Below are 17,411 nucleotides of genomic sequence, written 5' to 3'. Positions count from 1 at the left end.
TCTATTCCTTAATTGAGTTCCCTATGTTTTTCAAAAAGCTGTTATCGCCGTTTGTTAAGTCTAAAAAACCATACGTACCCTGGAATAAGGGCATTTCGGTCGGTTCCAAAAAACCGATAGAATTTGATGAAGCGAATCAAATCATGACAAATTTGGAACGGATGAGAAAATGGCGCGATCTGGCTTTATTTTCATGTGGTTTTGATACAATGTTGCGGGGTATCGATCTGCTCAGCCTGAAAGTTTCAGATGTGCAAAACATACATGGTGAAATCAAAAACAATCTCACTGTCAGGCAACACAAAACAGGTAATGGCGTTCTTGTTTGCCTAACAGAACATACACAGCGCGTCCTCAAAAAATGGATCAAATTAGCAAACCTCAGAGATACGGATTACCTCTTTTTCAGTGAGAGAGGAACACCAGACAAACCGATTACAACAGACCACCTTCGGCGTTTGGTAAAAGGTTGGGTCAAAGTCATTGGCCTTGATCCCAAAGAGTACAGTTCCCACAGTCTAAGACGAAGCAAAGTAAACATTCTCGATACAGGAGAAATCAGTGAGGTTACAGAAATTCGCGATCTCTTAGGCCATAAACACCTTTCATCTACTCAGCATTACCTGAAGAAAAATCTTCACAAAGCCCTTGAAGCTGCTAGACAGATTGAGCTTGGAAAGGAACTGGAAACCACCCCTGATATTGTTGCTATAAGAAAAGCTCTTCAAATTCTTTCATCTGCCTGTTTAGGAAATGTAAGGAGAAGTGAAAAAATTTTACCAACACAACTAAAAACCCTTGTAGACTTTCCATAGCTTCAACATGGTTAAAATTTTCCAAGGCATAAGATTATGAAAGTTCTCATTCTTCTTATTTCATTCCTTTTTACTCTTCCCTCTTATGCTCAGAGTGTTGAAGGAGCTAAAGCTTTGTATGAATTTGGGCAAACTGAAGAAGCACTTGAAATGTTGAATGGGCTAATTGAGGCCAAGAATACAGAAGCCATGATTGTTATGGGACAACTGCATTTCAATGATGATTTTTCTCATCATAACAAAAGCAAAGGGTGTGATTGGTTTCTAAAAGCCGCTGAAGCAGGTAACCCCGAAGGTTATACACAATTAGGTGTTTGTTTTGCTGGAGGAGAGGGCCGAAAAAAAGATACCTCAGAAGCAATCAAACTGCTTGAAATTGGGCATTCTAAAGGCGGAAAACTCCATAAAGACATACTAGGCTACCTATACTCAAAAGAAGAACGCTTTGAAGAAGCTTTACCCCTAATACAACCTTATGCCAGAGCAGGAAATCCTATTGCTATGGATCACTTGGGTGATATGTATCGTCTAGGAAAAGCGGTTGTAAAAGATGCAAAAATTGCGTGTGATTGGTATGAAAAATCCGCTTTAAAAAAATTTGAACGTAGCATGCATAAGTATGGCAATTGCCTTTATTTCGGAAAAGGACGAGAGGAAAATGTTTTTGAAGGAAAACTCTATTACGTGAAAGCAGCAGAATTGGGGTATACAGAATCTCAGGCTTTTATAAAAATGTTCAATGAAAAGGGAGAGCCTCATCTTCAAGAAGCTCTCAAGCTATATAAAGACAAAAACTATACGGAAGCTTTCTCGAAATTTATCCATCTGGCAAAGATTGGAAATAAAAAAGCCATGTTTTATACAGGCATATTTTTGAAAGACGGTTTAGGGCGTACAGCAAATGGAAAGGCCGCCTGCGCTTGGTTCAAATACTCCTACGAATTTGGACACAAGCCTGCAAAACCATATTTAGACGAATGCCTTTAAGCTCCCCTAATGATTGAGAATTAGGCTCGACACACAAGCACTTCCCATAAGTAGTGATAAACACCACTCCATATTCATTGATTGCTTTATACTCGTATAGTGATAATATTTACCGCATAATAATCATAAAAAGAGTACCTGCCGACTTACTAGCACAGTAGAAAATGGGGATGCACAATGTCTAAAATGATCAAGCTCTTTTTATTAATTGGAGTTTTATTTTCACTACCCGCTTATGCAGTCGAGAAAATAAACGTTACTTCACAAGGTACAAACGATTTCAATTTTAATCACAAATATGAATATTTGAATATCAATATTACTTCTTTGTCTGAACCAAAAACTGACGCTCCTTCTTGGTGGGATCGTTTATGGGGACGTGATGCAAAATATGGATTGATTTACGTGGAATACATACAAGGGGACAATACGGTAAAAATCCCACTTTTCATGTATTCTGCAAAATCGTCTAACAATTATGACATTAACAATATTGCTACACTGAAAGACAAAATCAGTTTTCCTTTGTTAAGAAACTACGCCTATAACCCCAACACCCCTCCAAAACTGAAGCTTGTGGTTCACTACTGGGAGAATGAAGCTAAGGCCGATTTAATAAAAAAAATGATTGGTGCTACAGAACTTTTTGGAGGGATCACAGCAGCAAAGGCTGATGAAGCACTCGGCATCTCAACAATGCTTGTCGATTTAATCGAAGATATGTGGCCATCGGACAATAAAAAGATGGAGACCACTTTTGTTTTATTACCAGAGAACATAAACAAAGACACAATCACCTTTGGAATTCCTGCGAATAATGGAAAAACCGTTCAGCCTATTATGACTGTTAATTTTAGCAAAAATAAAGGCTATTTTGTCGACAAAGAACTCAATTCTGCACTTGATGAATTTAAAGACAACAGACTGAATGTGTGGAAAATTTCTCTAATTGAAGTCGACAACAACCTTTCCGAAACGGGCATTCAACCTTTATTCAACCAATTAAGGGCATTTTCCACATATATTTCAGATATGCCATTGGTCTATGCAGACAAAGTACTCTTGCTTGCTCGAGCTATTGACAATTGGGCAACACTAGGAATCCAAGGTGTGAAAGATTCTCAGGGAAATATAACCGCGCAATTAAGTATGGCTCACTATAGAAAACTTGACAACTCCAGTTGGAGCTTGATCGAATCTACACCAAAGAGGCCATTACGAAAACTCAAGGGAATTGAAAATTGTAATACAGGTCATTGTCGAGAAATGTCCATGTTCCTTTCGCAAAGCTCAATGGAAGAAGACATTACCGATTACCTCCCTAAAAAAACAAAGATTCTCACTCCCGAAATTTTGGATGATAGTGGGAAAGTTATTGTAGCGAAGGTTGATCAAAAATTCACTCCAACTGACTACCAAACGGCTGTATCATTTAATAATGACAGTTCTTGGACCAGCTTAGAACCTGTACCTAATTCATTCAATAAATGGGAAGCTCATTTTGCAAAGGGCAAGTTAAAAATTGCAGTAAATGACATCAACTATAGCGATCATAATGTTCGGATTGTTATGGTAAAATCTAAAGATAAATATGTTATTCAATCAATTACGATCAGCTAGATTTAACTATTACATCCCAATAAACTATGTTTCTCATATATTGAAACAGGGCGTTCCAAGAACGCCCTGTTTCTGTGCCGCCAATCAAATCATAGGAAGCGGTGGTTAATCTTTAAGTTGCTTACCAATATAATCAAAAACCTGCTTCACACCTTCTTGTGCAGCCTTGGGCGTGCCTTGTTGGATAAGAAGATTGACCTCATCCGAGGTAAGCTCTTTTAGGCTTTTCCCAAGCTTATTCTGTGCTGCATCGCTAAGATATTTAAGGGCTTTTTTTCCAATATCACCAGATAATGCAACAGCAACCCCTTGAGTTTTGGCAAGCCACTCAGGAACACCCGCCTTAACCGCCTTTAAATACTCATCACTGGCAGTTGCTGCATGTCCCAGAATAGGAACATCACCAATAATTTTACTTTCAATATCCGGTGGCATCTCACCTTCATAATTTGGTGAAATTTTATTATTATCAAGAAGCTCATTTCTTTTATGGTCAGCTTCTTCCATACTTTTTTTGTCACCAACTATTCCAGAAAGTCCCTTAGCAACTTTTGTTACTGTTTTGATATGATCGCGTTTGAACTTAAGCGGATATTCGGATAAAGCCGCCTCTGCATTTGAAATACGGAGAGCTCTTTCGAGCTTTTGTTTGGCATCTAAACCTGCGAACTCAGGATCAGTAGAGCGCATCACATACCAATATTTTTCATTGGCATTTTTCACATGATCAGGAAGTTTGCTATAAGCTTCACTGTCAGTTGCCTGAAGGTCTTTGAGATACTCGTATGTCTCAATAACTTTATCACGCCCACCATGACCCAAATCATGGGATGGATTATTGTTTTGAGCATCACTCATCACACCTGTTTGAGAAACTTGTGTAACCTGATAGGAATTACTTTGTTCAGCTTGTTCCAAACCATACCCTTTGGCATCCTTCAAAGCATCTGCATTGAGAGGGATATCAGAGGCCAGTTGATCAGATGATTTTGCGGTGGCTGATCGGACATTCGCAGCTTGCGGGTAATCAACTCGTCCTGTCTGATTTGCATTTGCTGAAGTCGTTTGATCTCGCTGGGGCAACTCATTCGGTATGCCCTGTACATAATCCGTTTGCCCTTGGTCATGGCTCTGCTCCTGTATCTTCAATTCTCCGTTTGGATCGTAAGGTTCAACTTGTTCCGGTTTGATAACCGACTGCGGCTGAACCATCTTTCCTGTTTCATCGAATTGAAGTGTGCCGGGGTAAGCTTTCTCAAACTGCTTCACCACATGATCACGCAACCTCGTATCATTTTTGTCCTGGTATCGCGGGTCAAACATCATGGAAGAGATACGTTGCTGAACGGTCTTGCCTTCTGGAACAATCGCGGTCTTGGCTTTCTGCTTTTGAAGTTTGGCAACTTCTTCCCATTGTTTGGCGGTTGGCATCTTCCCTTTCGGCGCTTGTGCCAACGGATCAACCAAACCTGTTATGGGATCAATCTTTGCTTTGGGTGTCGGTCTCGGATTTTTAGGCTCACCAAATGATGCAGAAGCCGTCCAAGACTTCTGATCAGGTTTTGAACTGGTGGGTTTCGTCACCGTTACATTTGAAGGCAATGGACTGTCTGACTTTGCCAATAAATCCGTATTGCCAATACCCTGACTTGCCAGAGTTTGACTTAAGGCATTTTCGGTTTCGCCGCCGGGGTTCATTAACCCATCGACTTGCAAACCTTGTTCAGCCTGAAAACTTTTCAAGCCTTCTCCAATATCGGGAGTGTATTCATTTAAATGCCCCAACTCTCCCAAGGCATTTTGTGTTTTAACCACATCGTTAGACATCCCAAACGATGTAGACGAAACGGGATTATCGACTGTAAAAAAGTCTTTAAACCCTTTGAACATATCTGAAAAACTCATTTTCCCTGTATCCTGCCGTTATGAAAAACAGACCACTTTCTGAAGTGATCAAATGGGAAATAGGCAGGTATAGGAATATAATCAATATACAGAACAAAAAAAGAATTTCATACAATTCTAGACTTCAATAAAAAACGGAAATACTATCTTTGAGCCTATCCGGTGCGGCTTGTTTCCACACTGAGGCATCGCGATGCCTCCCTAAAGGGAGAAATCCGATGTCAAAGTTTAAAAACAGGCTCGTATCAAAGAAGGAGTTGAGAACTATTTGCGGTATTCCATACACGCCTCAACACATTGCACGGCTCGAAGCAGCAGGTCATTTTCCCAAAAGGGTTCGACTAGGCGCAAATCGGGTTGCGTGGGTGCTGTCAGAGATTGATGAATGGATTATGCAACGCCTCAACGCTCGTGATGCGTCCAATGACTTGAACGCTTCCTTCTGAGGGGCTGGGATGGTTGAGGTGCACACTCAATCATCCCTTTTTAATTTAAATATTGGGGAATTTTCGTGAGGTATGGAGAACACGCAAGATTTCAACTGTTTCTCCCATAATGCGATACGGGATCATATAAGGTAGATCGGCAATAATAAGTTCCCTTGTGCCCTCAACTTTTCCAACCTTTCCCATTTCTGGGAACTGTTCAAGGTTACTGCCCTTTTCATAAATTGTTTGCACAACGAAAACAGCCGCTGAAGGATTTTCAGCGGCAATATATTCATAAATGCTCTTAAGGTCGCTCTCTGCGCCTTCTAACCATAATACACGCATCGAATTTAGTCGTTACGGTTTAGAGTAGCTTTCGGACTTGGGAGCTCGTTATCTGTACCAAGAGAACGCACCCACGCACCCATTGCATCATTACTTATAAATTTCCCGCCATTGTCAGCGCGTTCTACAGCCTCTTGTACTTGATGCACTTGCCAACGTTGAACGTCTAGACGTTCTTCAATAGCATGAGCTAAAGCTTCTTCTGGTGCTTCATGTGTAAGCTCTGATAGCTCTTGCAGTTGATATGCTGCATTATCTGAAATAGCAATTGTACCCATAATAAAACCTTACTAATATCTGCTTCTATTGTAATCAAAAAAATGCAGGAGGGCTAGTCGTTATGGATATTGAAGATTACACAACTTATGAAGAGTTGAGCGAAAGAATTAGGTATCACATCCCCTCCAAAATGAAAATTAAAGAAGAAATTGGCCGAAAAGAGAGAACCAAAGGGGTAAGTGACAAACTTTTCAATACACGCAAGAACCAAAAACAGGAAGAATTAGAAGATTTATTAGCTTGCTTGTACGGTAATAGAATGCGCACAGGTGGGATTAGTAAATTTATGGACGGAACTTATCGAATATCCGAGCCTCATATTCCCATTATAGAATATTGCATTTTTGAATTTACTAAATGCTTTGACTACTACACTCGACAAATTCTCAGCAAGTGTTGCGAAATGTACCCTAAAATTGAACGGCTAGAAGAAGAACGCCAAAGAGTACGAGATCAACAAAAAGATCAAGAAGCTCGAATTAAGGCTGAACGGGAAGAGAAAAAACGAGAAAAAGAATCTAAAATTAAAGCTGAACAAGATCGGAAAAAACGAGAAGAAGCAGACAGAGTTAAAGCCGAACAAGATCGAAAAAATCGAGAGGAAAAAGCTAGAGGACAGGCTATATTAGAACAACAAAAACGAGAACATGAAGCTAAAGTTAAAGCTGAACAGGAACGCAAAAAACGAGAAGAAGAAGCTCGAATTAAGGCTGAAGAAGAACAAAAAATTCAAAAAGAACGCGAAATAGCAGCATATAATCGTGACCTTACAGGCCGCATTTTTAATTTGGATAAATATAATCCTGATGATTGGCCAAAAGCATTTGAAATTTACCAAGAAGTATTTTTTGATGAAGAAGAACGAGCCAACAGAGTATTAAAAGATGAAATCTCAGAGCTTGTAACAGAAATAAAACAAATTCGAAGTGAACAAGGCCAAAAAGCCTTTGCCCAAAAACAAGCCGATGCAGATAGACAAGCTTTTGAAAATAATCTCTCTCAAGCTTCGGGATTGAGTGAATTTGAAAACATGAAAAATGAAATTATGAAACTTGGGGAAGAATAGGTTTACCTTTATATTAATTCTTGCTAATATATTGCATAATTTAACTATGCTATTGTGGAAGAATTCCAACAACGACAACTTGAAAAATCTGAAAAAAAATTGGAAATTTTAGACAGTATTTTAGCGTTACAGAACGCTTGTTTTGTGGCGGAAGACCAAGTTGATTACAACGTAGGCCATTTAACCGCAATGGCACACCAGACCGAACCTTATGAGCATGATAAAATAAGATATTTGTCTTATTGGATAAAAAGGTACGGTTCTGTTTATAAAGATATTGCTAAAATTCACCAATTTGCAAAAGACGAAAGCGATTTATTAAGTGACCCAGATTACGAACCTTGGGAAAATGTCACTGAAAATATAAATAATATCCGTGATAGTATTTTGCGTAAAGCAATGGCCGCACACGATGAGGTAAATAATGGTTTACGATCCTGATAGCGCAAAACATCAACGCGCATTAACTGAAATGCGCTTAGAACAAAAAAGCAATAAAGAGGCTCTAGACCGCCAACAAAAAGAAAGACATTTCGAAGAGCGACAAGCCAAAATAGACGAAGCAACAGCTATTAAAAAGCGTGCTGTAGAGCAGCAATATCAAATAGCCCAAGACAGACAAGACGCTAAAGAGCGATACGAAGCCTCAAAGGTTTACATAGCCGAGCTGCAAGCACAAATGCAGCCTGAAATTATGCGTATTGGCCATGAACTACAGCTCAAGATTTTAGAGGCTGAAGAACAAGCATGGATTAACCGCGAAAACGTCTTAGAACAAGGCAAAAAATATGAATGCGAAAGAGAAGAAAAACGGCTTATCCTTCTTCACAAGCAAGCCGAGGAAATGGCAAAAATTACTCTCAAGGCAGATTTAGAAATCGCGCGCGAGCAAGCAAAATTACAAGATTCTGAAGCTTTAATTGCCAGTGCCATATTCCTTTATAGACACTGTCCCGTCCCAACACCTGAAAACACAAGCGATGAATTTGAGAGATGGTCAGGCTCACTTTGTCCTGAAGGTGCAACAGGATCACCAGATCACGATGAGAAAGGCATGTTCCCATGAGGATTAAAGTTAAATGGTTTAGTTTTTGGTGGCAGTGGACGATCTACTGTCTTTTCATACATGGGAGGAGACGGTTTTTTCATGATACGTTTCAGCATGTTTTTCGTTTCATGTGACTTCGCATAAGCGTTGATAAACCAGCCCCGTCCGAACCCTGCTTTCTTGATCGAAAATCGTGCAGGAAAATGTTTATAGAAACTCTCTTTTCTTCCAGCCTTAATAAAGAAATGACCTGGCTTCAGTTTTGAAAGCCGGCACCTATCATCCAGTCCTAAAATATCGGCTGCTTCCTTCATGTCTTTCCATTTGAGGGAACCATATATTTTGACATTCGTATTATTGATGATCGTGCGTTGCGCAGAAGCGGACATGCCTACTTGCCCCAATTCATGATGAGCAAGCGTATAGCTCACCCCTGTCTTTCTGGCACCTGTCAGGCAACGCTCAACGGTTTCGTTCATGTAATACTGAGCTTCATCAAAATAAACGAAGAAGGGTTTGGGCTGTTCGGCACATTTCAATCGCTCAAAGACATATTTCGCAAAAATACTGTGAATGAGGTTCCCAACCGTAACCGCCTCAAACGTCCCCAATGTAGTGGTCGTAGCCTTGAGAATGACATGTTTTCCCTCTGCCAGAACAGATCGAAAATCAATATCACAGGTCTTTGCGCACAAACTTTCATACATTTGCCGGGGGATAACAAAGCTGTTCAATCTTCCTCGTAAAGTCTGACGAGTTCGTTTGGCATCTCCCGCCAAAAAATCTTGTTGAAAATAGTTCTGCAATGGTGGTGTCGGTAAGCTGGGTAACAGGGCTTGAGCTTTTTGGGCTGCATTGTCAGAAAGTAAGTCCAGAATATCCAAGAAGGTTGCTTGCTTCATATAAAATCCGGCAATAAACAGGTTTCGCAGCATAATGAATTGAGCCTCCGTCATTGAAGGCTGCATGTTGGTTGCAAACGCGCTGGTGATATCACTTGCCAGCCCATTGATAAATTGTTGTGGATTTTTCTCAGGCAGAGGTAGGGCAAAAAAATTGAAGGCTGGTGGGGATTGGTCAAAATCCAGCAGAAGAAGCTTTGGATATGCTTTGAGAAAACGTTTATTGGCAATCACCCTGCCAGAGAGTTCCCCATGTGGTTCAATCAAAAGAAAACCTTGTTTTTTTCGAATATTATCATCAAGGAAATATTCAATTGCACATGACTTCCCGGCTCCCGTTGCCCCCAACAAGTGCATATGTTTCTTGCGTTCTTCATCAAGGTCATCGTTTGAGAAAAAAAGAAAATCAGAAGCAATATTTTTGATGATCGTTGCAAGGTAACTACGTCCCAAGCCAACACAGTAGAGCAACATAATTCCAATCAGGCCAAACCCTAAAATCAGACACCTTAGCGGCAATAAAAGTAACCAGCCGATAAATGGGTTTAACTTGAGCAGATTTCTTCAATTAAGTTCGACCTAATCGTAATTCCTCAAGAACAACTGTGAAATTTCCAATTGATTTTCCAACGCAATTCCAATGAGCTACATTTCAATTGGAAAAAATTTTACGTAGAGAAACAGGAAAATAACGAATTTAAAAGGCCGACTATTTCATTTTCGCTCTAAAATGAACAATTATCTTTATATTGATATCGTTATTTAATATACGACTTTACAGTGTGACCATAAACTTTCACCAACAGATAACATCCAAACCGTTGAGCATAGAAAATGAATAAAAATGAAGAAGTTGAAATGTTCTACGAATATATCAAAACACACAAACATTTGGATGGTAATGGCTGGTTAGACCTTGAAGCCTTCTGTGTCCGCTTATCTCAATGTTTTGCAGCAGACGACATTCTCCATTTATCCCCTCAGCCCAGAGATATGTATGATTTTCTCATCGCTATGATCTACGATTGGGCTAAGGAAAATGAACGTCCCATCGAAGAGTTGGAAAGTTGGATAAAAGTGTATCCGATTAATAACTGGACACCCGAAATGGCAATTGCCTACCCCGATAAAGTTGCCACTCTAATTCACCCATCAGCATTGCTCTACGTTATGCCCCATTGGATATACGGCATAGGACACGATCTAATGGAATTACCAATACTAGAAGAAGGTCTCTATCACGCATGGGCGAAGCCGGAATGGACGTTCGTCCACACTTTCATAAATGGATTACACGATCAATTCTTTGGCTTTATGAAAGAATTTGACCGTCAAGGAGCTAAGGAGAAAGGCGTAACAGGCTTTGAAACGTTACATAACGCACTAACAAACGATATCCCTTATGAACAAGCACAAGCGAACCTTCTTGATCGCCACACCGCACAACAAGAGGGCTTAACCAAGATAAATGAAGCTATCTCGGCTGAATTTTACCTAGAAGCTGTCGCACTTGAAGAATCAATTATCAGAAATTGCCTATATCAATATTGTCATGCAAAAAGAAAAGGGTTCAAAGACACAAAGTTCTTTAATCTGATACGGGAAAGTCAAAAATCATTGAAAAAGAACGAGGAAGCCACAAAGCTATTGGATCAGGTTAATGAATGGCGCAAAAGCCGAAATCATATTTTGCACAATTTTATAACTGCCAGAACTGCTGAATTGAATTCTTCGTTAAATGCCTATGCTGAAGAAGCGAAAGAGGCAGCAAGTCAAGGTGCAAAGTTAGCAGAAGAGATCATTGGCTGGTATCACCAAGAAGCCGTTAACTTCATCCCCACAAATTACGCTCCTGAAAAGAAAAAATTACACTAAGACAGATTGTTTCTCATTAAGTAGCTCTTGAACAAACGTCCCCCAGGCATCAAAAGCTTTTCTGCGTTCTTTCAGGTACAGAGCCTTATTGTAAACACCTGCCACGCCTGTTTTGGCACCGCTGGAAATATGGTTCACACACGCCTCAACGACATGAGGGGGAATAGACAACTGCTCGTTCATAATTGTAACCATAGAACGGCGTAAGTCATGTATCCTCCAATGCGGGATTACGGGTATTTCTTTTTTCTTACAAATACTCTCGATATCTTCATCAATCCGTTTCTTGGCCTTGCTGATACCCGATACAGGCGTTGCCCCATTGGTCGTAAACAAAAAGCCTTTCTCACCAAATATAGGGCGATTACGAACAATCTCAGCAGCCATATGCGAAAGGTAGACAATTTGAGGTCTTTTGTTTTTTGTGCGATGCGCTGGAATTTCCCAAATGGGTTCCAGAGTATTCAAGCCTCGACATTCATCAATCGTCATTTCAATAACTTCTGAACGCCTTTGACCTGTCAGTAGCAGCAATTTGAACAAATCACCAAAAACCAATCCTTCATTCTCAAAAGCTTGCCAAACGACCTTGATTTCATCTTCAGACAATACTCTATCACCGACAACTTTCGGCGCTGGTGCTTTGAGGCGGTCTACAGGTGAATGTTCAATAAGTTCCTGATCAACACACCAGTTAAAAAATTTTCGCAAATAGGCGAGCGTATTATTCGCTAAAGTCGGACAGCCTCTTTCCACGATATATTCCAATCGCTCACGTACATCGGCCCGACTGATCGTTGCAACAGGGATATTTTTCCATCCATCCAAGTCTTGCCCGAACAACACACCGTCATACCCCTTCTGGGTTTTCACTGCCAAACGAGGTTTCACATACTGGCGCATGAAGCGATCTGCGACGACCGAGAATGTATTTTGAAAAGTGGTCTCGTTTCTTTTCTTCTCGTCATTACGTAATTTTCGAGGATCAATACCCTGCTGGGCTAGCTCCACCCATTCTCCGGCTTTTGCCCTAGCATCTTTAAGAGAAAGACCGTTTTCAATCCTGCCACACTGAGCCTTGCCCAATGACAGACGAATTTGTTTTCCTAACAATCTCGTCATAACAAAAAAGGTTCTTGATCCCGCATATGAAACACGAACACCAAAAGCTGGCATGGAGGCATCAAAATAATCCACCTGCCCCTTTTCCGGGACTTGGATTTTCTCAACGGCAAGAGCCGTTAATTTTACTTTAGGCATGACGTGCCCCCAATTTTTAGGTAACTTTAAGGTAACACATTTATCCTATTTTCTCATATTCGTCAATGTTCAACTATATTTATATAATCCATATTATTTTATTTAAAACATATACTTAATTACAATTTTTATTATTAGACTTTCGCCTATATTCAGCATGTTTCACTGATTTGTAATCAGTAGGTCCGCGGTTCGAGTCCGTGTGGAGGCACCAGTTTTCAAACTCGCAGAAATTATAGCTTTCTGCGGGTTTTTTCTTGCCTATAAACACCCTCGCATACAAAACTTGTGAGAAACTTTTGTGAGAAGCCATTCAGATCGCTACTGATTTGAAAAATAACAGTATTTATTTTTAATTCCGCTCTCATTTTTTCTATTTTTCACACAAAAAATAAGCTGGAAGTGCGCAGCACTCCTAGCCTTTCAAAAAATGTGAAAATCATTTGTGAGATAATCAAACCCTTGGAATAGACACATTCAATACAACCTTTTATTATTATCAATAACTCTACTCTCGCAGAGAAGATGCTGCATTCCCATTATTATGAGAGTCAACGATGAAAACCTTTGCTAAATTAGCCTTAATCACCCTTCTTGCACTTAATATTTCAACGGCTGAGGCATCTGACCAGCAGCGTCAAACAAACTACCAAAAACTGTTTAATCAGTTACAAGCATTCAAGAACGACAAAGAGTTCCATCAGTACGGCTTTGACGAATGCTGTAAATATTCTATGTGGCTGAAACAAGTTAAGGCAATGAAAGCTGCATCTAATGCGCCGATTTCCCCAACACTCTGATCACCCCACAAACACTAATGATACTGGGGGTAGATTATCTAAACAACAAAGGGAAGCGAACACAGCAAATTAATAATCTGGAAAAAAGCATAACCGCAATAATTTCTCCGATCTCAAACACCTCAAAGTCAGGAAGTTTTATTACTGCTGGAACAGCATGTAAAAAGGTCGATGGTTTTATCAAGTCAATGGAAGCGATGGCGAAAGATGAGATTGAATTATTCGTTGAGCTTCTCTCAGAGCCACACTGCTCGGAAGTTGCTAAAGGAACTAAAGTAACAGGTCCACTGGACCAAAAAAGCATCGTTGTGGATGAACACACTACTTTGCAATATCTAAAAGTCGGTTTAGAGAATGGTCAACAAGTATGGACTGAATACGAAAAACTATCATTTTAACAGCTAACTAAAAAGCATCTCAAAAGTTGGATCATCTTCATCCAACGGCGAGTATGGGGATTAAACGCCTCTATACAAAATACAAAAAGAAACGGGATTAACTCAAAGAGACGTTCTATTTTGGCAATATGTCCAACTCTTCCAGATGATTGCACATCTTAGCTTTCCAGAAGCAATCTTAGACAAACATACAAAATTCCATAAAAACCTAACTGATGCACAAATCCTAGCAATTAAAAGAAAAGCTGAAGCTCTGGCGAAGAGATTCAGCAAAGATACCTAGAGGTTTTCTAACCTTAAAAGAACAGAAAACCAGCATCATTCCTTAGGGATATGAACCTCTTCACCCAGGACTTTATCCATCGTGGTGATCAGTTCCAGCCAGTTGAGTGGTTTGGAGACATAGCCATTCACACCAGCCTCAAAATACCCGTCAATATTTTCCTTTACCGCATCTGCAGTCACAGCAATGATCGGAATATCGGCTTGGGCGGTGGATTGAGCACGGATATGGCGGGTCGCTTCTGTTCCGTCCATTTCCGGCATGCGCACATCCATCAAAATAAGGTCAAAACCCGCTTCATTTTGAACAAGCAAGTCCAAGACCTCCAACCCATTTTGGGCGATGGTCACTGTATGGCCATAAGCCGCTAAAAACTTCTGAATGATCAGCTGGTTCACCCGGTTATCTTCGGCCAACAGAACATTTAAATGACGCACAGCCTTGTATTTACTGGCCTGCACTTCCTGTTTTTCCGGTTTAACCTCAGTCTGAACTTCTTCATAAGGGATTGTGAACCAGAAGGTACTACCTTCCCCGACTGTACTGTCAACACCGATATTTCCACCCATCAATTCAACCAGTCGCTTACTGATGGCAAGCCCCAGACCTGTGCCTTCATATTTACGTGAAATAGAGGCATCAGCCTGCGTAAAGTTATGGAAAAGACGATCCAGCGTCTCATCATCCATCCCGATCCCCGTATCGCGTACAGAGAATTTGACAACCGGTTCCCCCTGCAGGCTTTGGCTTAATTCCGCACGTAAAAGAATCTCGCCCTCATGGGTAAATTTAAACGCATTTCCTAACAGGTTCAGTAAAACCTGCCTGATCCGTGTCGGATCAGAATGAAGCGCATCCGGAAAATCTTCTGAAAATTCAATTCGGCTGGTTACGGCCGTATCCTTGCGACGTTTTAGAGCAAACATGGAATGGACATCTTCAACCAGACTCCGCAGATGGAAGTCGATATCCTCAACCTCCATTTTTCCGGCTTCCAGCTTGGACATATCCAAAATATCATTCACCACACGCAACAAAGCATTGGTGGAACTTTTAATGCGGTGAACCTTATCCTTGCTTTCCTCGTTCAGATCATCTTCCAGAAGGAGGTCAGCAAAACCGATAACCCCTGTCATCGGGGTACGCAATTCGTGGCTCATAGACGCCAGGAATTCAGATTTCACCCGGCTGGATAATTCTGCCTTTTCTTTAGCGATCAGATGCTTTTGTTCTGTCTTTTTACGCTGGATCAACCCCGCCAGTGTTGCAGCCACATTTCGAATGAGGAGTTCTTCCTTCTCGCTCATTTCCACCCCATCGGGGAGATAAAGGTTCAAAACCCCCAGAAGTTTCTCTTCATATTTCAGTGGTATACAGGCATGCCCGTGAGGAAACATATTTTCCACACTGATATTGGTATGGTCTTCATCAATATAGCTTTTAAAAATCGCCTGACCTGTTTGAGCTGCCTTACCACATAAACAACTCCCCAGAGCGAGCTGTGAGCACTGCGCCTTTACGGCCGGGTGCAAATCACGTTCAGCAACCATAACCAGCTCGTCACTGTCTTCTTCGTAGAGGAAAACAGCCCCCATGCCGAGTAAATCCAGCATATCACGCTTCAAAATCAGCTCTAGCGCTTCATTCAAAATGTCTTTTAAACTTTTTGAAGTCAGAGACAATGCCTGAATTTGTGACACAACCTCGGTGTCTGCCAACAAGGAGCGCACATGCTCTTCCGCCGCTTTCTGAGCAGAACGGTCTGAGATAATACCAACAAAATGCAAGTCGTCATCCAGCATGACCTCACTAACGGCCAAACGCACAGGGAACGGCGTTCCATCGCGCCGTTGGGCAAAAACATCCCGTGCACGGCCAACGACATTGGCTTCCTTTGTTTCCAGATAGCGCTGAATATAATCATCATGGCTGTCTTTATAGGGCGCAGGAACAATCAGGGAAATATTCTGTCCGACAAGTTCTTGCTGGGAGTAGCCAAACAACTGTTCTGCAGCATTGTTGGCCGAAATAATAATACCTTTGGCATTAATCGTAATGATCCCATCCAGGGCCATATCAACAATTGTGCGCGATCGCTGAGCACTATCAATCAGGGCCTTTTTGGCATGGACCCGTTCCGTAATATCCTGAATCGTACCACTTGAGAAAATATTGTCGCCCGCCTCGTTGAAGATATGTTCACATTTTTCGTGGACCCAGATGACTTGCTGGTCATCCTGTCTGACAATGCGGTATTCCAGATCATAGACATACCCCCCAGACAGGGATTTCAGATATTGGCCGCGCACAAAGTCAAGATCCTCAGGGTGAATGGCTTCTTTATAGGTCGCATAAGAGGGCAGAACCATTTGTTTATTCACACCGATCAAACGATATATTTCATCGGACCAATGAATTTGATTGGCTGTGCGTTCATATTTCCAGCTGCCAACCTTGGCAATCGCCTGAGCTTTTTCCAAATCCTCTTCACGCACTTGCAAATCGCTGGACCATTGATCCACTTGCGCCAGTGTTTTTCGAAAAGAGATCAGAATAATGCCACCAAAAACCGCGACCATTGCCAGGGCAAGATAAAGCCCTTGTAACTGACTTTGAATAATGGCTTGTGAAATATTGGCAGAGACCTCAACAACCCCGCGAACATCCCCCATTTTCCAGTCTGTTTTAGGGCTTTCAGGATGGGTATTATGGCATTCCACACATGCCTTGCTCGCCATTGTATCTGCAATCGCCACACGGATGATATGCTGCCCATCCTGCATCACCGTTTCTGCATAAGGTTCCCCGGGGTTCTGGTTCAGCGCAGCCCATGCATTTTGGTTAAACGCATCCATCGCGGGGCGTTTATTTTTCCAGAAAGGATATGGGCTGTAAAAGCTCAGGTTAAACTGTTCCCCCTTAGAAAGGTCGCCCAGATCATTCACCATACTAGCAGGCAAGGGAATAACATTATCTTTCCCCATATGATCAGCACTGACAGTGATATTATTATCACCGCGCATGACCTTGCTTACGACATTATTGGTATAATATGCGCGTAATGTCTTCACCTGATGGGCCAGCTGGCCTGCGGTGCTAATCGCCTGATCTTCAGCATTTTTTTGCGAAAGATAGGGAAAAAGAAAGAAAACAGCCCCAGCAAAAACAATTGCGGCCAACAATTGCACAGGCATCAATTGCCACGCCAAGTTTTTGTCTTGCTTCATTTCCCACCCCTTTTGAGGAACAAAATCTGCCGATTGTTTTACATGAGATCGCTCAAAAGCACAAACTAAACTAGAGATTGCTTATAAAAAGCGCCCTTTTATATCGGAACTGTTTTATAACAGCATTCAATTGCAAAATACTATTACGACAATTTCAACAATACAAACAAAAC

General features: G+C 41.2%; 16 protein-coding genes and 1 tRNA gene. 11 read left to right on the top strand and 6 right to left on the bottom strand.

The features are described from left to right. Positions 1–23: 23 nt before the first annotated feature. From E4K71_RS04955 to E4K71_RS04945, 3 genes are all read left to right on the top strand, one after another. Positions 24–815: a tyrosine-type recombinase/integrase gene (locus E4K71_RS04955; RefSeq protein WP_135077346.1), complete on the top strand. Its 792-nt coding sequence runs from the start codon at positions 24–26 to the stop codon at positions 813–815. A gap of 36 nt (positions 816–851) precedes the next feature. After that, the gene (locus E4K71_RS04950) at positions 852–1,802 is read left to right on the top strand and encodes a tetratricopeptide repeat protein (protein ID WP_135077344.1); all 951 of its coding nucleotides are present in this window, start codon (positions 852–854) and stop codon (positions 1,800–1,802) included. Positions 1,803–1,979: 177 nt separating this feature from the next. Next, on the top strand, positions 1,980–3,422 hold the full coding sequence (locus E4K71_RS04945; RefSeq protein WP_135077342.1) for a hypothetical protein: 1,443 nt from the start codon (positions 1,980–1,982) through the stop codon (positions 3,420–3,422). Positions 3,423–3,527: 105 nt separating this feature from the next. Here the strand turns inward: E4K71_RS04945 and E4K71_RS04940 are convergent, their stop codons facing one another. Then, positions 3,528–5,327: a hypothetical protein gene (locus tag E4K71_RS04940; RefSeq protein WP_135077340.1), complete on the bottom strand. Its 1,800-nt coding sequence runs from the start codon at positions 5,325–5,327 to the stop codon at positions 3,528–3,530. Between the two features lie 218 nt (positions 5,328–5,545). On the opposite strand from E4K71_RS04940, the gene E4K71_RS04935 reads away from it, so the two are divergent. Then, a complete protein-coding gene (locus tag E4K71_RS04935; protein WP_135077338.1) occupies positions 5,546–5,773 on the top strand; it encodes an AlpA family phage regulatory protein in 228 nt (75 codons plus the stop codon). 45 nt (positions 5,774–5,818) lie between these two features. Here E4K71_RS04935 and E4K71_RS04930 read toward each other — a convergent pair whose 3' ends face one another. Continuing rightward, positions 5,819–6,100 carry a type II toxin-antitoxin system RelE/ParE family toxin gene (locus E4K71_RS04930; RefSeq protein ID WP_135077336.1) on the bottom strand — a complete coding sequence of 94 codons (282 nt, stop codon included), beginning with the start codon at positions 6,098–6,100 and terminating at the stop codon, positions 5,819–5,821. 5 nt (positions 6,101–6,105) lie between these two features. Further along, on the bottom strand, positions 6,106–6,378 hold the full coding sequence (locus E4K71_RS04925) for a hypothetical protein (protein ID WP_135077334.1): 273 nt from the start codon (positions 6,376–6,378) through the stop codon (positions 6,106–6,108). Positions 6,379–6,440: 62 nt separating this feature from the next. Here E4K71_RS04925 and E4K71_RS04920 point away from each other — a divergent pair, with 62 nt between their 5' ends. Genes E4K71_RS04920 through E4K71_RS04910 form a run of 3 tightly spaced genes read left to right on the top strand, consistent with a single transcriptional unit; the run spans position 6,441 to position 8,511 of the window. After that, positions 6,441–7,445 carry a hypothetical protein gene (locus E4K71_RS04920; protein ID WP_135077332.1) on the top strand — a complete coding sequence of 335 codons (1,005 nt, stop codon included), beginning with the start codon at positions 6,441–6,443 and terminating at the stop codon, positions 7,443–7,445. A 54-nt stretch (positions 7,446–7,499) separates the two neighbouring features. Further along, positions 7,500–7,886, top strand: coding sequence for a hypothetical protein (locus E4K71_RS04915; RefSeq protein WP_135077330.1), 387 nt, complete (start codon positions 7,500–7,502; stop codon positions 7,884–7,886). Then, positions 7,870–8,511, top strand: coding sequence for a hypothetical protein (locus tag E4K71_RS04910; protein ID WP_135077328.1), 642 nt, complete (start codon positions 7,870–7,872; stop codon positions 8,509–8,511). The genes E4K71_RS04915 and E4K71_RS04910 overlap by 17 nt, the downstream gene beginning before the upstream one ends. Here the strand turns inward: E4K71_RS04910 and E4K71_RS04905 are convergent. After that, positions 8,484–9,848 (bottom strand): DUF87 domain-containing protein, encoded by a 1,365-nt coding sequence (locus E4K71_RS04905; protein ID WP_167730293.1) that lies wholly within the window; start codon positions 9,846–9,848, stop codon positions 8,484–8,486. The two genes, E4K71_RS04910 and E4K71_RS04905, sit on opposite strands and share 28 nt — an antisense overlap. 381 nt (positions 9,849–10,229) lie before the next feature. On the opposite strand from E4K71_RS04905, the gene E4K71_RS04900 reads away from it, so the two are divergent. Then, positions 10,230–11,270, top strand: coding sequence for a hypothetical protein (locus E4K71_RS04900; RefSeq protein ID WP_135077324.1), 1,041 nt, complete (start codon positions 10,230–10,232; stop codon positions 11,268–11,270). Here the strand turns inward: E4K71_RS04900 and E4K71_RS04895 are convergent. Then, the gene (locus E4K71_RS04895; protein ID WP_135077322.1) at positions 11,262–12,530 is read right to left on the bottom strand and encodes a site-specific integrase; all 1,269 of its coding nucleotides are present in this window, start codon (positions 12,528–12,530) and stop codon (positions 11,262–11,264) included. The genes E4K71_RS04900 and E4K71_RS04895 overlap by 9 nt on opposite strands. 144 nt (positions 12,531–12,674) lie before the next feature. Between E4K71_RS04895 and E4K71_RS04890 the strand changes: the two genes are divergently transcribed. The 3 genes from E4K71_RS04890 to E4K71_RS04880 all read left to right on the top strand — a co-directional run bounded on the left by E4K71_RS04890 (position 12,675) and on the right by E4K71_RS04880 (position 13,728). Continuing rightward, positions 12,675–12,744: transfer RNA gene (locus E4K71_RS04890), tRNA-Ser, on the top strand. Between the two features lie 343 nt (positions 12,745–13,087). Further along, positions 13,088–13,330 (top strand): hypothetical protein, encoded by a 243-nt coding sequence (locus E4K71_RS04885; protein WP_135077320.1) that lies wholly within the window; start codon positions 13,088–13,090, stop codon positions 13,328–13,330. A gap of 17 nt (positions 13,331–13,347) precedes the next feature. After that, the gene (locus E4K71_RS04880) at positions 13,348–13,728 is read left to right on the top strand and encodes a hypothetical protein (protein ID WP_135077318.1); all 381 of its coding nucleotides are present in this window, start codon (positions 13,348–13,350) and stop codon (positions 13,726–13,728) included. 318 nt (positions 13,729–14,046) lie between these two features. Here the strand turns inward: E4K71_RS04880 and E4K71_RS04875 are convergent, their stop codons facing one another. Then, the gene (locus E4K71_RS04875) at positions 14,047–17,238 is read right to left on the bottom strand and encodes a PAS domain S-box protein (RefSeq protein WP_135077316.1); all 3,192 of its coding nucleotides are present in this window, start codon (positions 17,236–17,238) and stop codon (positions 14,047–14,049) included. Positions 17,239–17,411 lie beyond the last annotated feature (173 nt).

Source organism: Terasakiella sp. SH-1, from assembly GCF_004564135.1.
Taxonomy (GTDB): Bacteria; Pseudomonadota; Alphaproteobacteria; order Rhodospirillales; family Terasakiellaceae; genus Terasakiella.
This window is presented reverse-complemented; position numbering and strand designations above follow the sequence as displayed.

Coding starts and splice junctions, on each gene's coding strand:
- E4K71_RS04955 (WP_135077346.1), top strand. CDS start 24: ATGTTTTTCAAAAAGCTGTTATCGCCGTTTGTTAAGTCTAAAAAACCA.
- E4K71_RS04950 (WP_135077344.1), top strand. CDS start 852: ATGAAAGTTCTCATTCTTCTTATTTCATTCCTTTTTACTCTTCCCTCT.
- E4K71_RS04945 (WP_135077342.1), top strand. CDS start 1,980: ATGTCTAAAATGATCAAGCTCTTTTTATTAATTGGAGTTTTATTTTCA.
- E4K71_RS04940 (WP_135077340.1), bottom strand. CDS start 5,327: ATGAGTTTTTCAGATATGTTCAAAGGGTTTAAAGACTTTTTTACAGTC.
- E4K71_RS04935 (WP_135077338.1), top strand. CDS start 5,546: ATGTCAAAGTTTAAAAACAGGCTCGTATCAAAGAAGGAGTTGAGAACT.
- E4K71_RS04930 (WP_135077336.1), bottom strand. CDS start 6,100: ATGCGTGTATTATGGTTAGAAGGCGCAGAGAGCGACCTTAAGAGCATT.
- E4K71_RS04925 (WP_135077334.1), bottom strand. CDS start 6,378: ATGGGTACAATTGCTATTTCAGATAATGCAGCATATCAACTGCAAGAG.
- E4K71_RS04920 (WP_135077332.1), top strand. CDS start 6,441: ATGGATATTGAAGATTACACAACTTATGAAGAGTTGAGCGAAAGAATT.
- E4K71_RS04910 (WP_135077328.1), top strand. CDS start 7,870: ATGGTTTACGATCCTGATAGCGCAAAACATCAACGCGCATTAACTGAA.
- E4K71_RS04900 (WP_135077324.1), top strand. CDS start 10,230: ATGAATAAAAATGAAGAAGTTGAAATGTTCTACGAATATATCAAAACA.
- E4K71_RS04895 (WP_135077322.1), bottom strand. CDS start 12,530: ATGCCTAAAGTAAAATTAACGGCTCTTGCCGTTGAGAAAATCCAAGTC.
- E4K71_RS04885 (WP_135077320.1), top strand. CDS start 13,088: ATGAAAACCTTTGCTAAATTAGCCTTAATCACCCTTCTTGCACTTAAT.
- E4K71_RS04880 (WP_135077318.1), top strand. CDS start 13,348: ATGATACTGGGGGTAGATTATCTAAACAACAAAGGGAAGCGAACACAG.
- E4K71_RS04875 (WP_135077316.1), bottom strand. CDS start 17,238: ATGAAGCAAGACAAAAACTTGGCGTGGCAATTGATGCCTGTGCAATTG.